The organism is Streptomyces massasporeus, from assembly GCF_014648995.1.
GTDB lineage: Bacteria > Actinomycetota > Actinomycetes > Streptomycetales > Streptomycetaceae > Streptomyces > Streptomyces massasporeus.
Genome location: NZ_BMSE01000007.1, coordinates 57,204 through 76,669 on the forward strand (window position 1 = coordinate 57,204; position 19,466 = coordinate 76,669).

At 71.5% G+C, this 19,466-nt stretch carries 16 protein-coding genes and 1 pseudogene; 5 read left to right on the forward strand and 12 right to left on the reverse strand.

Features of this window, described 5'->3' with window-relative positions; genetic code table 11:
* Position 1: 1 nt before the first annotated feature.
* Positions 2–1,123, reverse strand: coding sequence for a glycoside hydrolase family 43 protein (locus tag IE153_RS17690; protein ID WP_189590645.1), 1,122 nt, complete (start codon positions 1,121–1,123; stop codon positions 2–4).
* Positions 1,124–1,445: 322 nt separating this feature from the next.
* Here IE153_RS17690 and IE153_RS17695 point away from each other — a divergent pair, with 322 nt between their 5' ends.
* Complete coding sequence (locus IE153_RS17695) at positions 1,446–3,536, forward strand: autotransporter (protein WP_189590646.1); 2,091 nt, start codon at positions 1,446–1,448, stop codon at positions 3,534–3,536.
* A gap of 12 nt (positions 3,537–3,548) precedes the next feature.
* Here IE153_RS17695 and IE153_RS17700 read toward each other — a convergent pair whose 3' ends face one another.
* From IE153_RS17700 to IE153_RS17710, 3 genes are all read right to left on the reverse strand, one after another.
* Positions 3,549–4,376, reverse strand: coding sequence for an MOSC domain-containing protein (locus tag IE153_RS17700; protein WP_189590647.1), 828 nt, complete (start codon positions 4,374–4,376; stop codon positions 3,549–3,551).
* A gap of 61 nt (positions 4,377–4,437) precedes the next feature.
* Entirely contained in the window at positions 4,438–5,556 is a 1,119-nt protein-coding gene (locus IE153_RS17705) for an aminoglycoside phosphotransferase family protein (RefSeq protein WP_189590648.1), read from the reverse strand.
* A 9-nt stretch (positions 5,557–5,565) separates the two neighbouring features.
* Positions 5,566–7,101 (reverse strand): amino acid permease, encoded by a 1,536-nt coding sequence (locus tag IE153_RS17710; protein ID WP_268251811.1) that lies wholly within the window; start codon positions 7,099–7,101, stop codon positions 5,566–5,568.
* A gap of 129 nt (positions 7,102–7,230) precedes the next feature.
* Here IE153_RS17710 and mmuM point away from each other — a divergent pair, with 129 nt between their 5' ends.
* Together mmuM and IE153_RS17720 are read left to right on the forward strand one after the other, a co-directional pair.
* Positions 7,231–8,142 (forward strand): homocysteine S-methyltransferase, encoded by a 912-nt coding sequence (gene mmuM / locus IE153_RS17715; RefSeq protein WP_189590649.1) that lies wholly within the window; start codon positions 7,231–7,233, stop codon positions 8,140–8,142.
* Between the two features lie 156 nt (positions 8,143–8,298).
* On the forward strand, positions 8,299–9,357 hold the full coding sequence (locus tag IE153_RS17720; protein ID WP_189590650.1) for a LacI family DNA-binding transcriptional regulator: 1,059 nt from the start codon (positions 8,299–8,301) through the stop codon (positions 9,355–9,357).
* Positions 9,358–9,366: 9 nt separating this feature from the next.
* On the opposite strand, the pseudogene IE153_RS17725 reads toward IE153_RS17720, so the two are convergent.
* From IE153_RS17725 to IE153_RS17745, 5 genes and pseudogenes are all read right to left on the reverse strand, one after another.
* Positions 9,367–10,244: pseudogene (locus IE153_RS17725) on the reverse strand (IS5 family transposase).
* A 111-nt stretch (positions 10,245–10,355) separates the two neighbouring features.
* Positions 10,356–11,318 (reverse strand): quinone oxidoreductase family protein, encoded by a 963-nt coding sequence (locus IE153_RS17730; RefSeq protein ID WP_189590651.1) that lies wholly within the window; start codon positions 11,316–11,318, stop codon positions 10,356–10,358.
* A 262-nt stretch (positions 11,319–11,580) separates the two neighbouring features.
* Positions 11,581–12,009, reverse strand: coding sequence for a PhzF family phenazine biosynthesis protein (locus tag IE153_RS17735; protein ID WP_189590652.1), 429 nt, complete (start codon positions 12,007–12,009; stop codon positions 11,581–11,583).
* Positions 11,997–12,884, reverse strand: a complete 888-nt coding sequence (gene nadC, locus IE153_RS17740; protein WP_189590653.1) for a carboxylating nicotinate-nucleotide diphosphorylase — start codon at positions 12,882–12,884, stop codon at positions 11,997–11,999. The genes IE153_RS17735 and nadC overlap by 13 nt, the downstream gene beginning before the upstream one ends.
* A 279-nt stretch (positions 12,885–13,163) precedes the next feature.
* The gene (locus IE153_RS17745; protein WP_189590833.1) at positions 13,164–13,457 is read right to left on the reverse strand and encodes a DUF1330 domain-containing protein; all 294 of its coding nucleotides are present in this window, start codon (positions 13,455–13,457) and stop codon (positions 13,164–13,166) included.
* A 642-nt stretch (positions 13,458–14,099) separates the two neighbouring features.
* Between IE153_RS17745 and IE153_RS17750 the strand changes: the two genes are divergently transcribed.
* A complete protein-coding gene (locus tag IE153_RS17750; RefSeq protein WP_268251812.1) occupies positions 14,100–14,375 on the forward strand; it encodes a winged helix-turn-helix transcriptional regulator in 276 nt (91 codons plus the stop codon).
* A 123-nt stretch (positions 14,376–14,498) separates the two neighbouring features.
* Here IE153_RS17750 and IE153_RS17755 read toward each other — a convergent pair whose 3' ends face one another.
* Entirely contained in the window at positions 14,499–15,932 is a 1,434-nt protein-coding gene (locus tag IE153_RS17755; RefSeq protein ID WP_189590655.1) for an MFS transporter, read from the reverse strand.
* Positions 15,929–16,288, reverse strand: coding sequence for a MarR family winged helix-turn-helix transcriptional regulator (locus IE153_RS17760; protein ID WP_189590834.1), 360 nt, complete (start codon positions 16,286–16,288; stop codon positions 15,929–15,931). The genes IE153_RS17755 and IE153_RS17760 overlap by 4 nt, the downstream gene beginning before the upstream one ends.
* 696 nt (positions 16,289–16,984) lie before the next feature.
* Between IE153_RS17760 and IE153_RS17765 the strand changes: the two genes are divergently transcribed.
* Complete coding sequence (locus tag IE153_RS17765; RefSeq protein ID WP_229829034.1) at positions 16,985–17,767, forward strand: transposase family protein; 783 nt, start codon at positions 16,985–16,987, stop codon at positions 17,765–17,767.
* A gap of 92 nt (positions 17,768–17,859) precedes the next feature.
* Here the strand turns inward: IE153_RS17765 and IE153_RS17770 are convergent, their stop codons facing one another.
* The gene (locus tag IE153_RS17770; RefSeq protein ID WP_189590657.1) at positions 17,860–19,464 is read right to left on the reverse strand and encodes a carboxylesterase/lipase family protein; all 1,605 of its coding nucleotides are present in this window, start codon (positions 19,462–19,464) and stop codon (positions 17,860–17,862) included.
* Positions 19,465–19,466: the final 2 nt, after the last annotated feature.

Sequence of the window (19,466 nt, forward strand, 5' to 3'; positions counted from 1 at the left end):
GTCATTCACCTGCCGCCTGCGTGTCGGCGACGGGGACGCCGAAGTCGGGGGTGCCGTCGCGCTTCCAGCCGAGCTTCTGGACGCGGGTGTGGCGGTTGGGGTCGTTCAGCGGGTCCCCGTTGATGTGCTTGTACTGGCGGGCGTGGTAGACGAGGACGTCGGTGCGGCCGTCCTCGGCGACGGTGAAACAGTTGTGGCCGGGGCCGTACTGCTTGGTCGTGTCGTTGCTCGTGAAGACCGGGGTCGGCGACTTGGTCCAGCTCAGGGGATCCAGGAGGTGGCTGTCGGCGTCGGCGGTCAGCAGGCCCATGCAGTAGTTGAAGTCGGTGGCGCTGGCCGAGTACGTCATGAAGAGGCGGCCGTTGCGTTTGAGGACGTACGGGCCCTCGTTGACCTTGAAGCCGATGCACTCCCAGTCGTACTCCGGGGTGGAGAGTCGCACCTGCGGGCCCTTCAGGGTCCACGGGTCGGCCATCTCCGAGAGGAAGATGCCGGTGTTGTTGTCCAGTCCGGGCTCGTGCTGGGCCCAGGCGAGGTAGCGCTTGCCCCGGTGGGTGAAGGTCGTGGCGTCCAGGGAGAAGGTTTCCCACGCCGTTTTGACCTGGCCCTTCTCCACCCAGGTGCCCTTGAAGGGGTTGGGGTGGGCGTTCTCCAGCACCCATATGCGGATCGCCCAGACGTCCTCGGCGGGGGCGGAGGCGAAGTAGATGTACCACTTGCCGCCGATGCGGTGCAGTTCGGGCGCCCAGATGTGGGCGCCCATGGGGCCGGTGGCGTGGGCGCGCCAGATGACGGACTCGTCCGCCGTGCCGAGGCCGCGCAGGGTGCGGGAGCGGCGCAGGATGATGCGGTCGTACTCGGGGGCGGTGGCGGTGAAGTAGTAGAAACCGTCCTTGTGCCGGTTGATGTGCGGATCGGCACGGTTGCGGACGAGGGGGTTCACGAAGGGGGCCGGCTTCGGGTGCCCGGCGGTCGTTGCGGCAGCGGTTTCTCCCCGGGGCGCCGCCTCGGCGACGCCGGGGAGGGCGGGGACGGCGGCGAAGGCGCCGGCGGCTGCGGCGCCCTTCAACAGCATTCTGCGGCTGGGGGGTTCGGGCAGAGCGTGGTCGCGGTCGCGGCTCATGCGGTGGGGCCTGCCTCTCACTGGAGGACACACGGTGTCGTCGTCGGATGCGACGTCTGACATCTCGAACACCATCTGTCATTACGAACGCCGAAAAGGTAAGGGGGTGACACGTGGAGGTCAACGGGTCTGACGGGACGAACCCGCCCGGCCCGGTGACGAATCCGCCGGGCTCGGCGACGAGTCCGCCCGGCTGGGTGACGAGTCCGCCCGGGCTAGGTGACGGATGCGCACGCCTCGGCGACGAATGCGCTCGCCTCGATCGGAAACAGCGAGCGCCACTTTTCTGTTATCGGCGCAGGCATGGGCCGTCTCCGGACATGTGCGCAGCCTGATCCACACCACTGCAGCGGCCGCGGGCGTCCTCGCGGCGGTCGCGTCCCTGGTCACCGCTCCCCCGGCGGCGGCCGCCGGCGCCCGGGACGTCACGGCCGACGTGCTGGCCGACCGGGACGTGACGCTCGGCGGCGACACGGTCGTCACCGTGCCGCCCGGGACGACGACGTACGACGGCGTGTTCCGCGGCGAGGGCACGCTCACGGTGCGCGGCAACGGGACGCTCGTCCTCACCAGGGACAGCGACTTCACGCTCCCCCGGGCCCGGCAGCGGCAACGGGTGCGGACGGCGGGCGGCAACCACCCCTACGTCACGGTCACCCGTCCCGACCCCCCGGCGGTCACCGTCGAGCGCGGCGCGACGCTCCAGTACGGCGACGGCGGCACGACCGGCCTGATCGGCCACTTCCCGTACGACACCCCGGCGTTCCGCCTCAACCAGGACAACATCCGGGTCGACGGCACCCTCCGCCTCTCCCTCAGGAGCGCCTACACCCTGGGCACCATCAGCGGCTCGGGCCTGATCACACAGCCCAGATTCCTGTGGGGCACGTGGGACCTGCCGGGCACCCACTCCTTCTCCGGGGTGATCGACAACGGCACGCAGGCGAACGCCGGGCGCCCCGAGTACGCGACCTCGCTGCCCCGCGTCCGCAAGATCCTCAATCAGGGCACCTGGACGGTGGACACCCCGCTGGGCCGGACCGTCACGATGGGCATGGACTTCTACCAGCGCGCGTACGGCAGCGACATCAACGTCCAGTCCCGGCCGGGCGGCGAGGTGGTCCTGACCGGCCAGTACAGCTGGTCGGACCGGGGCGGCGACACCGACCCGTCGCTCAGCGACCCGGCCCTCAACTGGACGCCCGCCCACAAGAACGTCAACAAGCGGGGAACCAACATCAAGGGCGCCCACGTCCGGTGGGGCGACGGCACGACCGATCGGATCTTCATGCCGGGTACGGCGGAGACCGTTTACATCAACCTGCTGGCGGCCCGCGAGCGTTCCCGGCTGACCTTCGACTACAACGGCCCGGTGACGCTCGGCGCCCCCATCGGCGGCGGCAGATTCCACGACACCCTGTCCGCCCCCGGCGCCGGCGACGTCGTCATCGCGGGCACACCCGGCAACGACGTGACCTTCGCCGCCGTCCAGTACTACGACGGCTCCACGACGGTGGAGAAGGGCGCGGTCCTGCGCCTCGGCAGCGGCAAGCGGGGCGGCGACGGCGGCCTGTACACGGGCGGCAGCCACTACCGGCTCGTCAACAACGGCGCCCTCGTCCTGCGCAACACCAACAGGCCCGTCACCCTCTCCCGCGTCGCCGGCAGCGGCTCCCTCACCCAGTCGGGCACCGCCACCGCGACCCTGACGGGCGGGGCGGTGACGTACACCGGACCGACCACGGTCTCGACGGGCACGCTGGCGCTGCGCGGCGGAGCCACCCTCACCCACAGCAGGACGATCCGGCTCACCTCGGCCGGCGCGAGGCTGGACGCGGGCCGGACGGGTCTTCGGGTGGCGACGACGCTGACCGGCCAGGGCACGGTGAGCGGCGCGGTCACCAACGACGGCACGGTCACAACGGGCCTCACCGTCAACGGCCCCTACACGCAGAGCCCGAAGGGCTCACTGGTCCTGCGGAACGAGCCGCTGACCGTGACGGGCCGCGTCCGGCTGGCCGGGGACCTCGACGTGTCGTCCGCGCCTCGGGGCACCCCCGAGATCACCGTGCTGGACCACAGGGGCAGGGCCCGAACGTCGGGAACCTTCACCGGCCTGAAGGAGGGCGCCCGCCTGAAACTGGCCGGCATCGCCTACCGCCTCACCTACCGGGGCGGCGACGGCAACGACGTCGTCCTGACGGCCGCCCGCGCTCCCCGCCCGTCCCCCACCCCCTCCGCGCCCTCCGCCGTGGCCCCCCGCAGCGCCGGCGCCGCCCAGCACCTCGGCTTCGGCTGGTGGCCCTACGCCCTCGGCTCCGCCCTGGTCATCAGCCTCGCGGTACCGGTGGCGACGCGACGGGGCCGGGGCCACCGGCGGGGCGGGCGGCATGCGGGCCGCGCGCGGCGGTGACCCGGCCGATCCTCACAGCTCGGACTCGCCCCACACCGTGACCTCCACCTCGTCCCCCACCGCCACCTTGCCGGGCCGGAGTACCGCGTACTTCGTGCCGAAGGCGACGCCGCCCTGGGTGGCCCGGCGGTAACCGGCGAGGGTGCGCAGGGGCTCCGGGCCCGCCCGGGTGCCGGCGTGCTGGTCGACCAGGGTGACCGCGCAGCGGATGGCGAGCTTGGCGTAGCCCAGTTCCGTGGTGCCGATGCGCAGGCGGTGCGCGCGGTCCTCCGTGTGGGGGTCGTCCCAGCCGTCGACGACGAGGTTGGGGCGGAAGCGGTCGACGGGGAGGGGCTGGGCGCCCCGGGCGGTCATCCTGGTGTCGAGGAGGTCGAGGGTGGAACGGGAGAGGACGTGCAGGGCACAGCTGTCGGCGTAACCGGAGGTGCCGGGTGTCAGGCCGTCGGTCACCCGGTCGTGTTCCGGCGGGGTCCGCACCAGCCGGCTCGGTACGCCGAGCACGTCCGAGAGCCAGTCCGCCGCCTCGTCGCCCTGGTCGATGCCCTGGTAAGCGGTTCCGAACAAATCCACTTTCTGCCGGGTACCGGAGGTGTCCACCCGGAGGTGGAGAGGCTTGGCCTCGGGCGCGGTGAGCGTGAGATGGCCGCCGTCGGGGGTGACGAGGGGTCGGATGACGGCCAGCAGCGGATCCCGGCGCTGCGTCCGGTACACGCCCTCCTCGCCGACCACCATGAAGCTGCGGTCGTGCGCCAGTCCCGCCGGGGTCAGCAGCGCCTCGCGCACCGACGTACCGGCGCAGCCCTTGACGGGGTAGTACGACAACTCGACGACTCGGGCCATGACCCTCCGTTCCGTACGGTGGTGCAGGGGTTCGGGGTGCGGCGGTTCAGCGATCAGCGGGTCAGCGGCCGGTGGGGGCTTCGGGAAACCCGAGCCGGGGAGCCAGCAGCCGTGCCTCGGCGGCCCATTCGGCCAGGTACGCCAGGGCCAGTCCCCGTTCCCGGTAACGGAGTTCGGCCGAGACGGTGCCCTCGCCGCCGTAGGCCACCGGCTCTTCGTCCGCCCGCGCCAGCATCAGCGCGGTGAGCCAGTCGTACTTGACGGCGGAGGCGCACACGCCGAGTCGTACGAGGTCTTCGTCGCCGCGCCAGCCGCTCTCGCGCAGGCCCTGCACGTAGGCGTCGTAGGCTGCTTTGGCCAGGCCCGGCAGGTCGGCGGCGGGGACGAACAGGTCGAAGACGCAGTCCGGGAGGTAGTTGCCGAGGTCCTCGCCGAGGGCGCCGTCGCCGGTGAACGCCCAGTCGAGCAGGACGCCGTCGCCGGGACCGTCCGAGCGGAGGTTCGCCGGCCAGTGGTCGAGGTGGCAGAGGGCGCGGGGCAGCGACTCCATGACCGTGAGGAACCACTCGCGGTCGAGGTGGAGGCGGACCATGTCCTCGCGCAGGCCGGGCGGGAAGTGCCTTCGGATCAGGGGGTGTTGCCACGCCTCGTCGGTGTCGAGCAGGGCCTCGCCCGTCGTCTTCCCCGCTGTGTAGTCCCGCAGGAAGCGCCGCGAGAGCCACGGGGTGTCCTCCCCCGCGCCCACGGCGCCCTGTGCCATGCCCAAGCGGTGGGCGTGGTCGGCATGGCGGGCCAGGGACCAGGAGGTCGCCGGTTCGCCCGGCACGTCCTCCAGCCACAACGCCACGTCCCCGTCGGGGCGTTCGGCGCACTCCAGCAGCCGGGGTGCGCGGATGCCGTGCCGCTGCCAGACCTGGGCGAGGCCGGACCGGTAGACGTACGCCTCGCGGCGCCAGAAGTTCCAGTGGCGCGGATCGTTGGACGCCGACCAGCCGGCGGCGGTCTCCTTCGTCCGCGTCAGGACCTTCAGGACGGCGGAGCGGTCGCCGCCGGTGACCCGCCACACCCCGGCCGTGACGCCGTTCCACGGGTTGTGGGTGAGCGGCTCGAACACCACCCGGTCCGCAGGAACTCCCAGGACCTCACGTACTTCGGCATGCGCTGCAGCGACCTCGGGCATCCCCCGATGCTATGCCGCCGCCTGAGCCGTGTCCTTGCGTCCCCGCAGCCACACGTACACCGGGATTCCGGCGAACAGGAACAGCACGCCCTGGTACACGGCCGCGTACCCGGCACCGGCGATCAGCCAGAACGAGAAGCCGAACGAGAGGACCGCGACCGTCAGGTCCCGGGCGAGGCCCGCGGGGCGGACGCCCTCGCGGGTGCCACGGGCCAGCCAGTACAGCTGGGCCGCCGCCGACAGCAGGTACGGCACGCAGCCGGTGAACGTGGTGATCAGGACGAGGACGCGGAAGGTGGTGTCCGGGCCGGCCGTGTAGTTGAGGGCGATGAGGAGGCTGCCGAGGACCGCGCAGGCCCACACCCCGAAGCCGGGGACGCCGCCCTTGCCGAGGCGTGCGAAGGGCGCGGGGAAGAGGCCGTCGCGAGCGGCGGCGTACGGCATCTGCGCGGCCATGAGGATCCAGCCGTTGAGGCAGCCGGTGATCGAGGCGACCGCGACCAGGGCGATGGCGGTGCCGCCCCAGCCGCCGCCGGTGATCGCGTTCACGGCGTCGGCGAAGGGGGCGCCCGAGTCGACGAGCCGGTCGTGCGGGACCAGCCCGAAGACGGCGATGGTGCCGAGGACGTAGACGAGGGCGGAGGCCAGGGTACCGAGGACGCTCGCCCGGCCGACCGTGCGCTCGGGGTCGCGGACCTCGCCCGCGCTGACCGCGGCCGACTCGACGCCGAGGAAGCTGTACAGCAGCAGCGCGGCGGAGGCGGCGAGCGCGCCGGAGACGCTCTGGCCGGAGGCGTTGAAGGGTCCGAAGTTGTCGGCGTCGACGAAGAACAGGCCGATCGTCGCGAGCAGGAGCAGCGGGACGAACTTCAGGATCGTGGAGACGACCTGCACCGCGCCGACCCAGCGCGTGCCCGCGAAGTTCGCCGCGGCGGGCAGCCAGAGGGCGGCCATCGCGACGAGGGCCTGGAGGACGTGGTTGCCGTGCAGGGGTATCAGGACGTCGACGTAGCCGACGACCGCGACGGCCAGGGCGGCGATGCTGACCCAGCACATCGTCCAGTACGACCAGGCCGACAGGAACCCGGCGAACTCGCCGAAGGCGTCCCGCGGGTAGACGTACAGGCCACCGGTGACGGGGCTGCGCCGCGCGAGCTTGCCGAAGAGCAGCGCGAGCAGCACGGCGCCGACCGAGAGCACGAGGAAGGCGAGCAGGCTGATCGTGCCGTAGGGGGCGACGGTGGCGGGCAGGGCGAAGATGCCGCCGCCGATGATGTTGCCCATGACGAGGGCCGTGGCGGCGGCGAGACCGAAGGTGCGGCGGGGGGCCGGGGCTCCGGAGACGGCCGGGGCAGCGGCGACGGCCGGGGCCGGGACTGTGTCGGCGGCCGTGGCCGGGGCAGCGGCGACGGCCGGGGCCGGGACTGTGTCGGCGGCCGTGGCCCGCTCGGAGAGTTCGGGGCCGGTGGGTTCGGCGGCCGTGGCCGGCTCGGAGGACTCGGGGCCGGTGGGTTCGGCGGCTCCGGCGGGGCGGGGGACGGTCATGGGCGTTCCTGTACGAGCGGAGGGGAGGGCCGTGATCGTAACCCGCCGTCCCATATGTTGGTCGACCTGTTCATACACTGGACACACTCGGCTGGGGTCCGCCGCCGGTTCTCGACTACCGTCGTCGGCATGACCAGCACCCTCACCCTCGCCGAAGCCCTCGCCGCCGGGACGGTCGTCCTCGACGGCGGCATGTCCAACCAGCTCGAGTCGGCCGGGCACGACCTGAGCGACGAGCTGTGGTCGGCGCGGTTGCTCGCCGAACAGCCGGAGGCGGTGACCGAGGCGCACCTCGCCTACTTCCGGGCGGGAGCGGACGTGGCGATCACCGCCAGTTACCAGGCCACGTTCGAGGGGTTCGCCAAGCGCGGGATCAGCCGCGACCGGGCGGCCGAACTCATGGCGCTGAGCGTGGAGTCGGCCCGGGAGGCGGCCCGGCGGGCGGGCGTCTCGCGGCCCCTGTGGGTGGCGGCGTCGGCCGGTCCGTACGGGGCGATGCTCGCGGACGGCTCGGAGTACCGGGGCCGCTACGGGCTGAGCGTGGACGAGCTGGAACGTTTCCACCGGCCGCGCCTGGAGGTGCTGGCCGCGGCCCGGCCCGACGTCCTGGCGCTGGAGACGGTCCCGGACGCCGACGAGGCCGCGGCCCTGCTGCGGGCGGTGCGCGGGCTCGGGGTGCCGGCCTGGCTGACGTACTCCGTCGCCGGTGACCGCACCCGGGCCGGGCAGCCGCTGGAGGAGGCCTTCGCCCTGGCCGCGGAGGCGGACGAGGTGATCGCGGTCGGGGTGAACTGCTGTGCGCCGCAGGACGTGGAGGCCGCGGCGGCGACGGCTGCGCGCGTCACCGGCAAGCCGGTCGTCGTCTACCCCAACAGCGGCGAGACCTGGGACGCCGAGGCGCGCGCCTGGGCCGGCCGCTCCACCTTCACCACCGGCCAGGTGAAGGGCTGGCAGCAGGCGGGGGCCCGGCTGATCGGCGGTTGCTGCAGGGTGGGGCCGGACGGCATCGCGGGCATCGCGGGGGCCCTGGGAGCGGCGTAACCCCAGGACACCGCGAGCCTTCCCGGCAGTGCGCGCACACCCCTCCTGCGCTCCCCTCTCCACTGCTAGCCTCCGTCATGGGAACCGGTTGCTACGGCGTTGCCGCAGTTCCCGAGGGGGTGGGCGCGGACCGGCGCCCGGAGAGACGAGGCAGGCATGACGAGGAAGAGCGGGGACGCGAGCCGCAGCACCATCCGGGACGTGGCGGCGCGCGCGGGGGTCTCCGCGTCGACGGTGTCCCGGGTGCTGGGCGGGGTGTATCCGGTGAGCGCGGCGACCCGCGGGAGCGTGCTGCGGGCGGTCCGCGACCTGGACTACGTGGCCGATGCCCGGGCGAAGGCGATCGCCGGGGCCGGCACGCCCACCCTCGCGTTCGTCCTGGAGGACATCACCGGCCCGTCGTTCGCGCTCATGGCCCACGGCGTGGAGCGCGAGGCGACCCGGCTCGGCCATCTCTGCCTGGTGTGCAGCACGGAGGGCGACGTCCGCCACGAGCTGGAGTTCGTCGAGATGATGCGGGCGCAGCGGGCGGCCGCGGTGATCCTGGTCGGCGGCACGGCCGACACCCCCGAGTACCGCGAACGCACCCACCGCATGGCCGACTCCCTGGCCTCGGCCGGCTCCCGCCTGGTCCTCTGCGGCCGGCCGCCGCTGGACCCGGGCGCCCCGGTGACGGTCATCGAGTACGACAACGAGGGCGGCGCCCACACCCTGGTCGCGCATGTGCTCGCGCAGGGCCACCGGCGGGTGCTGTACCTCGGCGGCCGGGCGGACCACACCACGGCCCTGGGCCGTGAACGCGGTTACCTCGCCGCACACCGGGCCCGTGGCCTCACCCCCGACCCGTCCCTCGTCCTGCACGGCGACTTCACCCGGGACGCCGGTCACCGGCTGATGCGGCAGGCGATCGAGGACGGTCTGGAGTTCAGCGCGGTGGTGGCGGCCACGGACATGGTCGCGGCGGGCGCCCTCACCGCGCTGCACGAGGCGGGCCTGACGGTGCCCGGCGACGTCTCCCTCGCCGGCTACGACGACATCCCGTTCGCCCGCGACCTGCACCCCGCCCTGACGACCGTCCACGTCCCCTACGAGGAACTCGGCCGTCTCGCCGTCCGCACGGCCCTGGAACGCACCCCGGGCGCCCCGGACGAACACCTGCTGCTGGGCACGCATGTGGTGGTGAGGGACTCGGTGGGGCCGCCGGGGTCGCACTAGGGTCCGTCTTCAAACAGATCTTGCCCAGAGCAGGAATGACGCGAGTGTGACCGCCGCTTCGTATGAGGCGGCGGTTCGTATCGGGTGGCGATGCCTCGGAAGCTCTTGAGGCGGTTGAAGCAGCGTTCGATCACGTTGCGTCGGCGGTAGTTCTCCCGGTCGAATGCTGTTGGTCTGCCGCCGTTGCGGCCGCGGCTCAACCTGTGACGTTGCTGGTCGTTCTTCTCCGGGACGGTGCATGCGATGCCGCGTTTACGCAGGTAGGAACGGAAGCCGCGGGAGCTGTAGGCCTTGTCGGCCACGACCTGGTCGGGACGGCAGCGTGGTCGGCCCGGTCCGGTCCGGGGAACTCGGATGCGTTCCAGGAGCGGACGTGCGCAGATGCCGTCGTGGCGTTGTCCTGGCGTCACCAGGATCGCGAGCGGTCGGCCTTTGCCGTCACAGGCGAGGTGGACTTTGGTGGTCAGTCCTCCGCGGGATCGGCCGAGGGCGTGATCGTCCGGTTCGCCCTGATGGTGCAGCCCCCTTTTCCGCCCCGTGGCGGCGGCGTGCTGGTGAGCGCGGACGATGGTGGAGTCGATCTGGACTAGCCAGTCGATATCGCCGGCCTCGTCCGCCTCGGCCTGCATGTGCTGCAAGGCTCGGACGAACACGCCGTCCAAGGCGTAGCGGCGGAAGCGGGTGTACACCGTCTTCCACGGGCCGTAACACTCCGGCAGGTCACGCCAGGAGATCCCGGTCCGGATCTTGCAGACCATCCCGTTGATGACCTGCCGGTCCTCCACGCGCGGACGCCCCGTGGCAGCCCGTGGTATCAGCGGAATGAGTAACTCCCACTCCTGATCGGTGAGTTCATGACGGCGTATCACCTCATCATGATTCACCATCCGATGATCTTTGAGGTGGAGTGCTGCAAGGCGTCGGGGCGGGTGAGACGCCAGCGAGTGACGGCGCGGGCCGACCGTGGGGCCGTCCGGTGGCAAGGCGGGCGTTCATCTTCAAGGGCGGAGGATTAGCTTCCCCTTCGTACGGCGGCCAAGAAGGTCCTCGTGCGCGTCACGGGCCCGCGCCAGGTCGTACTCCGCACCGACCAGGGGGCGCAGGCGGTGCCGCGCCGTGAGGTCGAGCAGCTCCACCAGCTCCGCACCGCCGGCTCCGTTCCTGACGATGAGCGGGATGACCCAGAAGCCGGCGGCAGTGATGCTGTCCACCGCCAGTCGGCTCGGCGCAATCGCTGAGGCTGTCTGCCGGGACGAGACGCCGTAGGTCACCAGTCGGCCGAGGTATCCGAGTGTGTCCAGGGCGGCGTCGAGGACGGGGCCGCCGATGGCGTCCAGGACGATGTCGACCGGATGCCCGTGGTTGGCGTCGAGGACCCTCTCTCGATAGCCAGCTGCGTCGCCGTCGATCGCCGCGTCCGCGCCGAGTTCGAGAGCAAAGGCCCGCTTCTCGTCGGACGACGCCGTGGCGATGATCCGTCCCGCCCCGAACTCCCGGGCCAGCTGGACCAGGAGACTGCCCGTCCCGCCCGCGGCGGCATGGACCACCACGCTCTCACCGGGCCTGATACGCGCGACCGACCGCAGCAGATGCCACGCCGTCAGCCCCTGTACGAGAACTGCCAACGCCTCGCCCGCACCCACCCCCGGCGGCAACGCGACCAGGTGACGGTCGGCGACCACCGTCTTGGCGGCGTAACCGCCCTGCGGAACGTAGCCGAGGACTCGTTGGCCGGCTTCGGTCCTGCCGACAACCTCCATGCCGGGAATACGGGGCAGCGGACCTTGGGGGGCGTACGGACCGTCGGTGTGTTCGCCCGCGATCTGCTTGATGTCGCCGAAGTTGACACCTGCGGCCTCCACCTGGACCAGAGTCTGGCCCGGCCCCGCCGACGGATCGGGCACATCGGCCTCCTCCAGGACCTCCGGGCCACCGAACCTTCCGAACCGCATGGCACGCATGAATGCCTTCCTCGAGATCACTGTTTCCAGCCCGTCCGAAAAGCTGTCCCGGAACACTGGTCAACGGCCGAGCATGTGCGGAGTGCGGTCACCGGCCCGGGAAGCTGGCGCCCCAGAGTTCCTCTTCCAGGAGGAGTCCATTGGCCAGGTAGCTATTGGTGCGGTACCAGCCGGCCAGCACGACGCGGCGCGCGTTCGGACTGGCAGGAGAAGCCTCGGCCGCCCATTCGAGGCCACGCAGGCGTTGCCGACGACTGCTTCGTCAGCCAGGACGAGGCCGGCTGTGACCGCCCCTAGCTCGGGTGCCTGGGCGACGTGCTGCTTCACAGGGCCCGGGTCGAACGACGCTGTCGCGGTTTCGGATCGCCCAGCCTTCGAAGCTGCGGCTCGTCGTACACAGCACGGCGTGGTGGTCGCTGCCGCCTTCGCGTATGGCGAGCAGCGCCAGGGCCGCGACGGTGCCGTGGCCGCAGGCAGGCAGTTCGCCTTCGGCGGTGAAGAACCGGAGCGAGTACGAGGGACGGCCGCGCTCAACTCCGGTGGCACGGATGAAGACGGCGTGCGAAGTGCCCAGTTCCCCGGGAATGCGGCATCGCTCCTCGTCGGTGAACGACGCTTCGTCGCGAACAGCGGTCGGGCTGCCGCCCCGGCCCTGCCGCTGACACGCGTCGATGACCACTACCTCGGGCATGGCACCGGGTCGGTCGTCAGCAGCATCGTCAGGTCCAGCGCGGGCGCGCTGTGCGTCAACGCGCCGACCGAGATGAGGTCGACTCCCGTCTCGGCGATGGCGCGGACGCTGTCCAGACGGACGGTGCCCGAGGCTTCCAGCAGGATCCGGGAGGCGTCGGCACGCTCGGCCCGGATTTTCACGACCATTTCGATGTCGGCCACCGGCATGTTGTCGAGCATGATCCAGCGGGCCCCGGCATCGAGGGCCTCAACGGCCTGCGCCACGGTCTGCACCTCCACATCGGTCTCCACCTTCTGCCCGGTGCGCGCCATCCCGCGCCGGACCGCGTCGATCGCGGTGGGCACGCCGCCTGCCGCGGCGATGTGGTTCTCCTTGAGCAGCACCAACGCCGCGAGGTTGAGCCGGTGGTTGCGGCCGCCGCCGACAGTCACCGCGTACTTGTCCAGGGCGCGCAGGCCCGGCGCCGTCTTGCGGGTGTCCAGGATGCGCGCCTCGGTCCCGGCCACGGCCTGGACGTAGCGGTCGGTGAGCGTCGCGATGCCGCACATGCGCTGCAGGAAGTTCAGCGCCGTACGCTCCCCGGTAATCAGGCTGCGCGCCGAGCCGGACAGGCGCACCAGGACATCGTCGCCGGTCAGCCGGGCGCCGTCGGGGACGAGCGCTTCCACTGTGACCTCGGGGTCGACCTGGGCGAAGACCTCGGCGACCACGGGGAGACCGCCGGCGATGCCGCATTGCCGGGCGCGGATCTCGGCCACGGCCGCCATGCCTTCGGGAACGCTCCACGCGGTGGTGATGTCCTGGCCCGACTCATCCTCGGCCAGGGCAGCGGCGACGGCGGTTCGCGCCGCCTGTGAGGGGAACTTTGTCATGGTCCGTGGTCTCCAGTCCTGTGGTTAAGGGCCGAAAATCTGAGGTGTCCCGCGCGCGGACCGCTGTCAGAACCGGTTGCGCTGGCACCCTCGGCGGCAGTGGGCGGGGCGTCGGCAAGCTCGGCAGCCCACCGCTGCGACCACTCGGTGACATAACGCCGGCCTCGCGGACGTCGTGGCCGAGCGGGGTGAGGGTGTAGCTGCCGTTGCACAGCACCTCGGCGAGTCGAACCTTATGGAGCTCTGTGAGCCTTCAGTGAAGATCCGACTGGACCTCGGTCAGTCGATGCCTTCGACGATGCGGAAGTCGCGCTCGACGCCGTCGGAGAGGGCGACCAGCGCCTCCTGGTAGGCCGGACTCTCGCGCGCCGCGACGGCCTGCTCGATGCTGTCGAACTCGACCAGGACGGTGCGCTCGGCGATTCCGGCGTCATACGCCACGACCCGACCGCCACGGACGAGGGTCCGGCCACCCCAGGGCTCGACGGCCAGACGGGCCAGCTTGTTGTAAGCAGCCAGCTTCTCAGGGTCGGAAATGGTGCGGTAGACGCTGACCCAGTAGCCCTTGGGCATGGGAACCTCCAGTGTTGGGATGAGTGCATCTGACTTAGATAAATGTGCGGAGATCGGCTCGGTGCCGGGCTCAAGGGGCAGGCGGAGCACCCTGACGGCGAACGAAATGGCGTGGCGCCAACCGCAGACCAAGACCAGATCGAGTGCGGCATCTTCATCGGCGACAGCGACCAGGTTCGCCCAGGTGCCGTCGGATAAGTCAAAGGTCGCATGGAGCTCGTCGACCGCTTCGAGCACGGCACGATCGGTGGTGTGCCAGCAGTCGTCCGTCGGCCTTCCATCCGCGAGGGACGCGAGCTGCGCCGCGTCGAGTCCCGCCTTCTCGGCGAAGCACGCGACGTGCACGGCCCACGAGCGGAGCGCCGAGAGAAGTAGTAACTTCCCCAGCCCGCGATGGAGCGGGCGAGCTCGGGCCGGCGGGCCCACACCCGGAACAGCCGGATGGGTGAATGATCGAGGAGCTCAAGGGCCTCGCTGACTCCCTCGCCATGGGGCGACGAGAGCGGTTCAATGCGGCGATTGCTTCGATTTCAGAGGCATAGCGAGACGCTAACATTGACGCTTCGGAAAGGGAAGCAGATGACAGGACCAACACCACTACCAGGCCGCCGGGTCCGCGGCTCGCACACGGGGCGCCCGATCATGGCGCTCCTGGACCTCTTGGGCCGACGCTGGGCGCTGCGGGTCCTATGGGAGCTGCGAGACGGCTCATCTCCGACCTTCCGCCAGCTCCAGCAACGATGCGGCGGCGTCTCATCAAGCGTCCTGGCAGACAGGCTTCGCGAGCTTGGACAGGCCGACCTCGTCGAGAACGCCGGAGAGGGGTACCTGCTCACTGAACAGGGCAGGACCCTTCGAGAATCCCTCGCCCAGCTCGATGATTGGGCCTCCGGTTGGCGGCCCAAGGCGGCGGACTGACGGCCGTGACGGCAGGGCGGGCACAGTCTCTCCAGTGGTCACAGAGTGTCGCGACTCTATGTTCATCGGGACCGGTGCCCGCCTTGCTGCAGAGCTCGCCATACCACCTATCTGCGCGAGCTCTTACGGGTTGGTCTCGGACGGGCGTCGGCGCGCGAGAGCGAGGCTTGTCAGCGTCGTGATCGCCATGGCGCCGATGCCGACCAGCGCCGCGGTGGTGTAGGCGTTGTCGTCGGGGAAGAGGTGGCCGGGGTCGGTGCCCGCGGCGAGGATCAGGCCGCCGATGGCGCTGCCCAGGGAGTATCCGACGCTGCGGACGACGTAGTTGAAGCTCATGGCGCTCGACGTCTCGCTCTTGGGGGTGACGGCCAGGATGACGCCGGGCATCGCGGCCGAGAAGCCACCGACGCCGAAGCCGAGCACGCCCATCGCCACGAAGAGTTCGGCCAGGTCCGACCGGGCCGCCGCGAACAGGGCGAACCCGCCGCCGACCACGACGGCGCTGCCGGCCAGGAGCAGGGGGTCGGTGATCCGCGTCCGGACCCGCGGCGTGAGCTTGCCGGCGATGAACCCCAGCACCGAGAACGGGATGAGGACCAGCCCGGCGACGAAGGTCGTCAGCCCGAAGCCGTAGCCGGCGCCATGCGGCGTCTGCGCGTACCGGGTGATGAGCGTGAGCAGGAGGTACATGCCGATCCCGCCGACGAACATGGCGAGGTTCGCCCCGGCGACCGCCGGGTGCCGCACCGCCCGCACATCGACCAGGGGCGTCGTGCTGCGCAGCTCGATGACGGCGCAGACGCAGAGCAGCACCACCGCGACGACGGCGAGGCCCGCCGCCACGGCGAGGTGCCGGCTCCACAGATTCCGTTCGCCGGCGAGGAACAGCACCAGGAGCAGCGCAGCGGCCAGGACGACCGCGCCTGCCACGTCCACGTGGGCGGAGCGGCCTTCGGGGGCTTCGGGCATGGAGCGCCACGCGGTCAGGAGGGCGGCGGCGGTGACGACCAGGCCGAGGCCGTAGGCGGCCCGTACCCCGCCGAACTCGGCGAGCAGTGCGGCCAGCGGGTAGCCGACGCCGGCCCCGATGATCGAGACCACCGAGATCAGGGCGATCACGGCCGCGCTGCGCTCCTCGGGGAGGTGGTCCCTGGCCACGCCCATCATCAGCGCCGTCAGCCCGAGCCCGACGCCCTGGGCCGCCCTGCCGGCCAGCAGCCACGCGAACGGCAGCGGCAGCACGGTGAGCGCGCTGCCGGCGACCACGACCGCCAGCGTGGCGAGGATCGTGGCCCGCCGGTGCGGGCCGGCTCCGAGCCGGCCCAGGACCGGCGTGGCGACGGCGCCGCTGAGCAGCGCGACGGTCAGCGTCCACTGCGCGCTGCCGAGCGAGACGTGGAACGAGGTCGCCACGCTGGTGATGAGCGGCGCTCCGAGGCTGGCGACCGCCGCCACGACCAGAGCGATGAACATCAGGGCGGGGACCAGCAGCCGCGCCTCGGAACGCGCCGCCGGGAACGCCTTCACCGTGGCCCCGCCGACCGGCTGCCCGGTCACTGCTTCGGCCCTTCGCGGTCCTGGCTTTCGAGCTCTGCCAGATGCTTCAGCGCCGGAAGGGCTGCCACCAGCGCCTCGACCTCGTCGCCGGTGAGCTCGCCGATCAACCGCTCGAACGCGTGGACGCCCGCCTGGCGCCGCGTCCGCACATAGGAGGCGCCGACCTCGGTCAGGCACACCAGCGTGACCCGCTTGTCGGACGCGCCCCGCCGCTCGACCAGGCCGGACTCCTCCATCACCCGGACCAGGGCGGTCATCGCTGGCTGAGTGACGCCCTCGACCGCGGCCAGATCGGTGATGCGCCGCGGGCCGGTCCGGTCCAGGGTGGCCAGGGTCGCGGCGGACGTCAGGCTCATGTCCCGGGGCAGGCGTCTCGCGGCCCTGGTGGCCAGGCCGTAGAGGGCTTCCCCGATGGCGGCGGACACGCCAGGAGCGGTGTCTTGACGACTCACACTCGAAGCATAGCATTTTTATATTCATAGGTTATGGAAATGGTTGACTGGCGCGGGCGGCCTCGATCCGCACCCGCGACGGCGGCCGGCCATCGCGCTCGGTGCGCGCCGGAACCTGCCGCGCCCGTCGACCAGGAAGTGCTAGTCCAGCACCCCCGGCCCGTGGTGGGCCATGGCCGTCTCAGTGCCCGGCGATCGAATGGCGGCCCCCGCGCCCGCCCACGGCGTTCCAGCAGTACCTCGACAAACGAGGACTGCCCCGGCCTCTGTGGTGGAGGCAGGGCAAATGACCCCGAACCTCAAGCTTCCCGACAGAGTCGCTCTATGAAGCAGCGGTCTCCCTGGCCTCGTGCCTGCTTTGGGCAAGATCTGTTTGAAGACGGACCCTAACGAGCTCGTGCACGGTAGGCGGTGAGACGCCGAGCCTGGATGGTTGATCATGGTCAGGTGGTGGGGAACTCGACTCGTGCGGTGATCATCAGCAATCGACGGATCACGGGCCTGACTGCCGGAGTGATTGCTGAAGTCGTCGAGGAGATCGGCCCGTTGTGGCAGGAGCGTCACCAAGCGAGGCTTGCCGCTCGACCGCGGAAGCGGGCTGTGGGCGCCGGCGCGAAGCACCGGCTGGTGTTCGTCGACCGGCTCCTGGCCACGCTCGTCCATCTTCGTCACGGGGTCACCCATGACGTGCTGGCCTGCTGGTTCGGAGTGGACCGCTCCACCATCACCCGGGCCGTCGGTGAGGTGCGGCCCCTGCTCGCCGAGCGAGGATGCACCGTCAGCCCCGACGTGCGGCTGCGGTCTCTGGCCGAGGTCGTCGAGCATCTCGGCCCGAGCGGAACGACCGGCATCGTCGACGGCACCGAGATCCGGGTTCGCCGCCCGGCCGCCGGACGCAGGGACCGGGACACGTTCATCTCCGGCAAGAACAAGCAGAACGCCGTCAAGTCCATGGTCGTCACGGACGGCGAAGGCCGCGTGCTGTGGTGCAGCCCAGCACGGCCCGCAAGCTGCGCGGATATCACCCAAGCCCGCCAGTTAGGGCTGGTCAGGCTCCTGGCCGACGGGCCCGCAGTCGAGATCCTCGCCGATGCCGGCTACCAGGGCCTGGGCGCCCAGACCGGCGGCCGGGTGATGACACCACCGCACCGCAAGTTCAAGAAGAACGCCCCCGACTGGTACAAGGAGATGTACGAGCGCCAGCGCAAGGCACACTCCACACGCCGTATCCGGATCGAGCACGGCATCGCCCATCTGAAGAACTGGCGGGCCCTGGCCCGCCACCTCGGCCGCCGCGAGCATATGAGCGACACCATCCAAGCAATCGCCGGCTTGCTGTCCCACCAGCAGACCGTGGACCTGAAGCCGACACGGCAGACGTGAATCCGGGCCGCACCGAAGCTCGCGACGTCTCACCGCCTACCGTGCACGAGCTCGTTGGTGCGACCCCGGCGGCCCCACCGGTGCGTGTCCCGTCAGTGGCGTCGCAGGGCGCCGGAGCGGCGGAGTCGCCGTACGGCTGACCGCAGTTCGGCGCTGCGGGTGGGCGAGACGTCGGCCGGGACCACCGTGGGTGCGGGGTCCGGAGGCATGAGGGCGTCGGCCTTCCAGAGGGCGAGTTCGCGGTCCCGGGGGCCGTGGGCGGTGTAGGCGACCCCGTTCCCGGCGTCCGGCGCGCGGTCCCCGAACACCCGCACCGGGTGCGCGTCGTCCCAGCGTTCCCAGCCCGGGTCGCCGTCCGTGGCGAACCGCACCCAGGCCCTGTGCATGGCGTCCGCCAGTTTCTGCGGCGCGCCCTCCCCCGCCAGTTTCCGGGACTCGGCGACGTCTCCGGTGTCGAAGACGAAGCCCAGCTCCAGCGCGTGGCAGGAGCCGAGGTCGGGCAGGTTCGAGGGCCAGGCGAACTCGTAGACGTACGACGGTTCGGTGCGGGCGTCTGCCAGGTGGTGCAGGGGGATGCGGAGCAGGTGGTCGGTGACGAGCTGTCCGACGATCTCCGCGGTACCGGCCTCGGGGTGCAGGGTGCGGTAGCCGCGCGGGACCTCGCTGCCGCAGTGGCAGCGGGCCATGGCTCCCGCGAGGGCGACGGCTCCGAGGCGGTCGACGCGCTCCAGTAGTCCGCCCGGCACCAGCCAGAGCCGGTACTCGTCGCGGGTCCAGCCCAGCAGCAGTTCGACGCCGGGGGCCGCGCCGCCGTCCGTGAGGGCCTCCAGCGGGTCGCGGGGGACGACGTCGCCGTCGATGACGAGGCCGAACGCGGGACCGCCGACCACCGGGCTGCTCAGCTTGCCGACCTCGGCCTGGGTGCGCAGCAGCAGGTCGCGGTCGACGGCGGCGAAGGCCTCGGCGGTGGCCGGGATCTTCAGCCGGGAGGCCATCCGGCGGACCATGCGCCGTACCTTGGCCCGCTCGGACGCCTCGGGCGGCCCGCTCTGCAGGACGGCCCGGCGGACCAGCCCCTGGGTCTGCGGTGCGGCGATGAGGGCGCCGACGCTGATCGCCCCGGCGGACTGGCCGAAGAGGGTGATGCGGCCGGGGTCGCCGCCGAAGGCCTCGATCGACTCGTGGACCCAGGTCAGGGCGGCGATCTGGTCGCGCAGGCCGGGGTTCGGGGGCGTGTCCGGGAACAGTCCGTAGCCCTCGACGCCCAACCGGTAGTTGATGGATACACAGACCACGCCGTCGCGGGCGAAGGCATGCCCGTCGTACACGGGTACGGCCGAAGAGCCCCTGGTCAGGGCGCCGCCGTGGAGCCAGACGAGGACGGGGAGACGGGCTCCGGGGCCGGGCTGCGGGGTCCAGACGTTGAGGTTGAGGCAGTCGTCACCGGGCACGACCGGGTCGGACAGGTAGTGGGCGAAGGCGTCGGAGTACGGCGGTTTCGGCGGGGTGGGGCCGAAGGTGCCGGCGTCGCGGACGCCGTCCCAGGGCGGCAGGGGCACGGGCGGGCGGAAGCGGCGGGGGCCGAAGGGCCGGGCCGCGTACGGGATGCCGCGGAAGACCGCGACACCGCGCTCGTACCGGCCCCGGAGGGCACCATGGGGCGTGCTCACCACGGGGTCTGCCTGGTCTGCCGTCATGC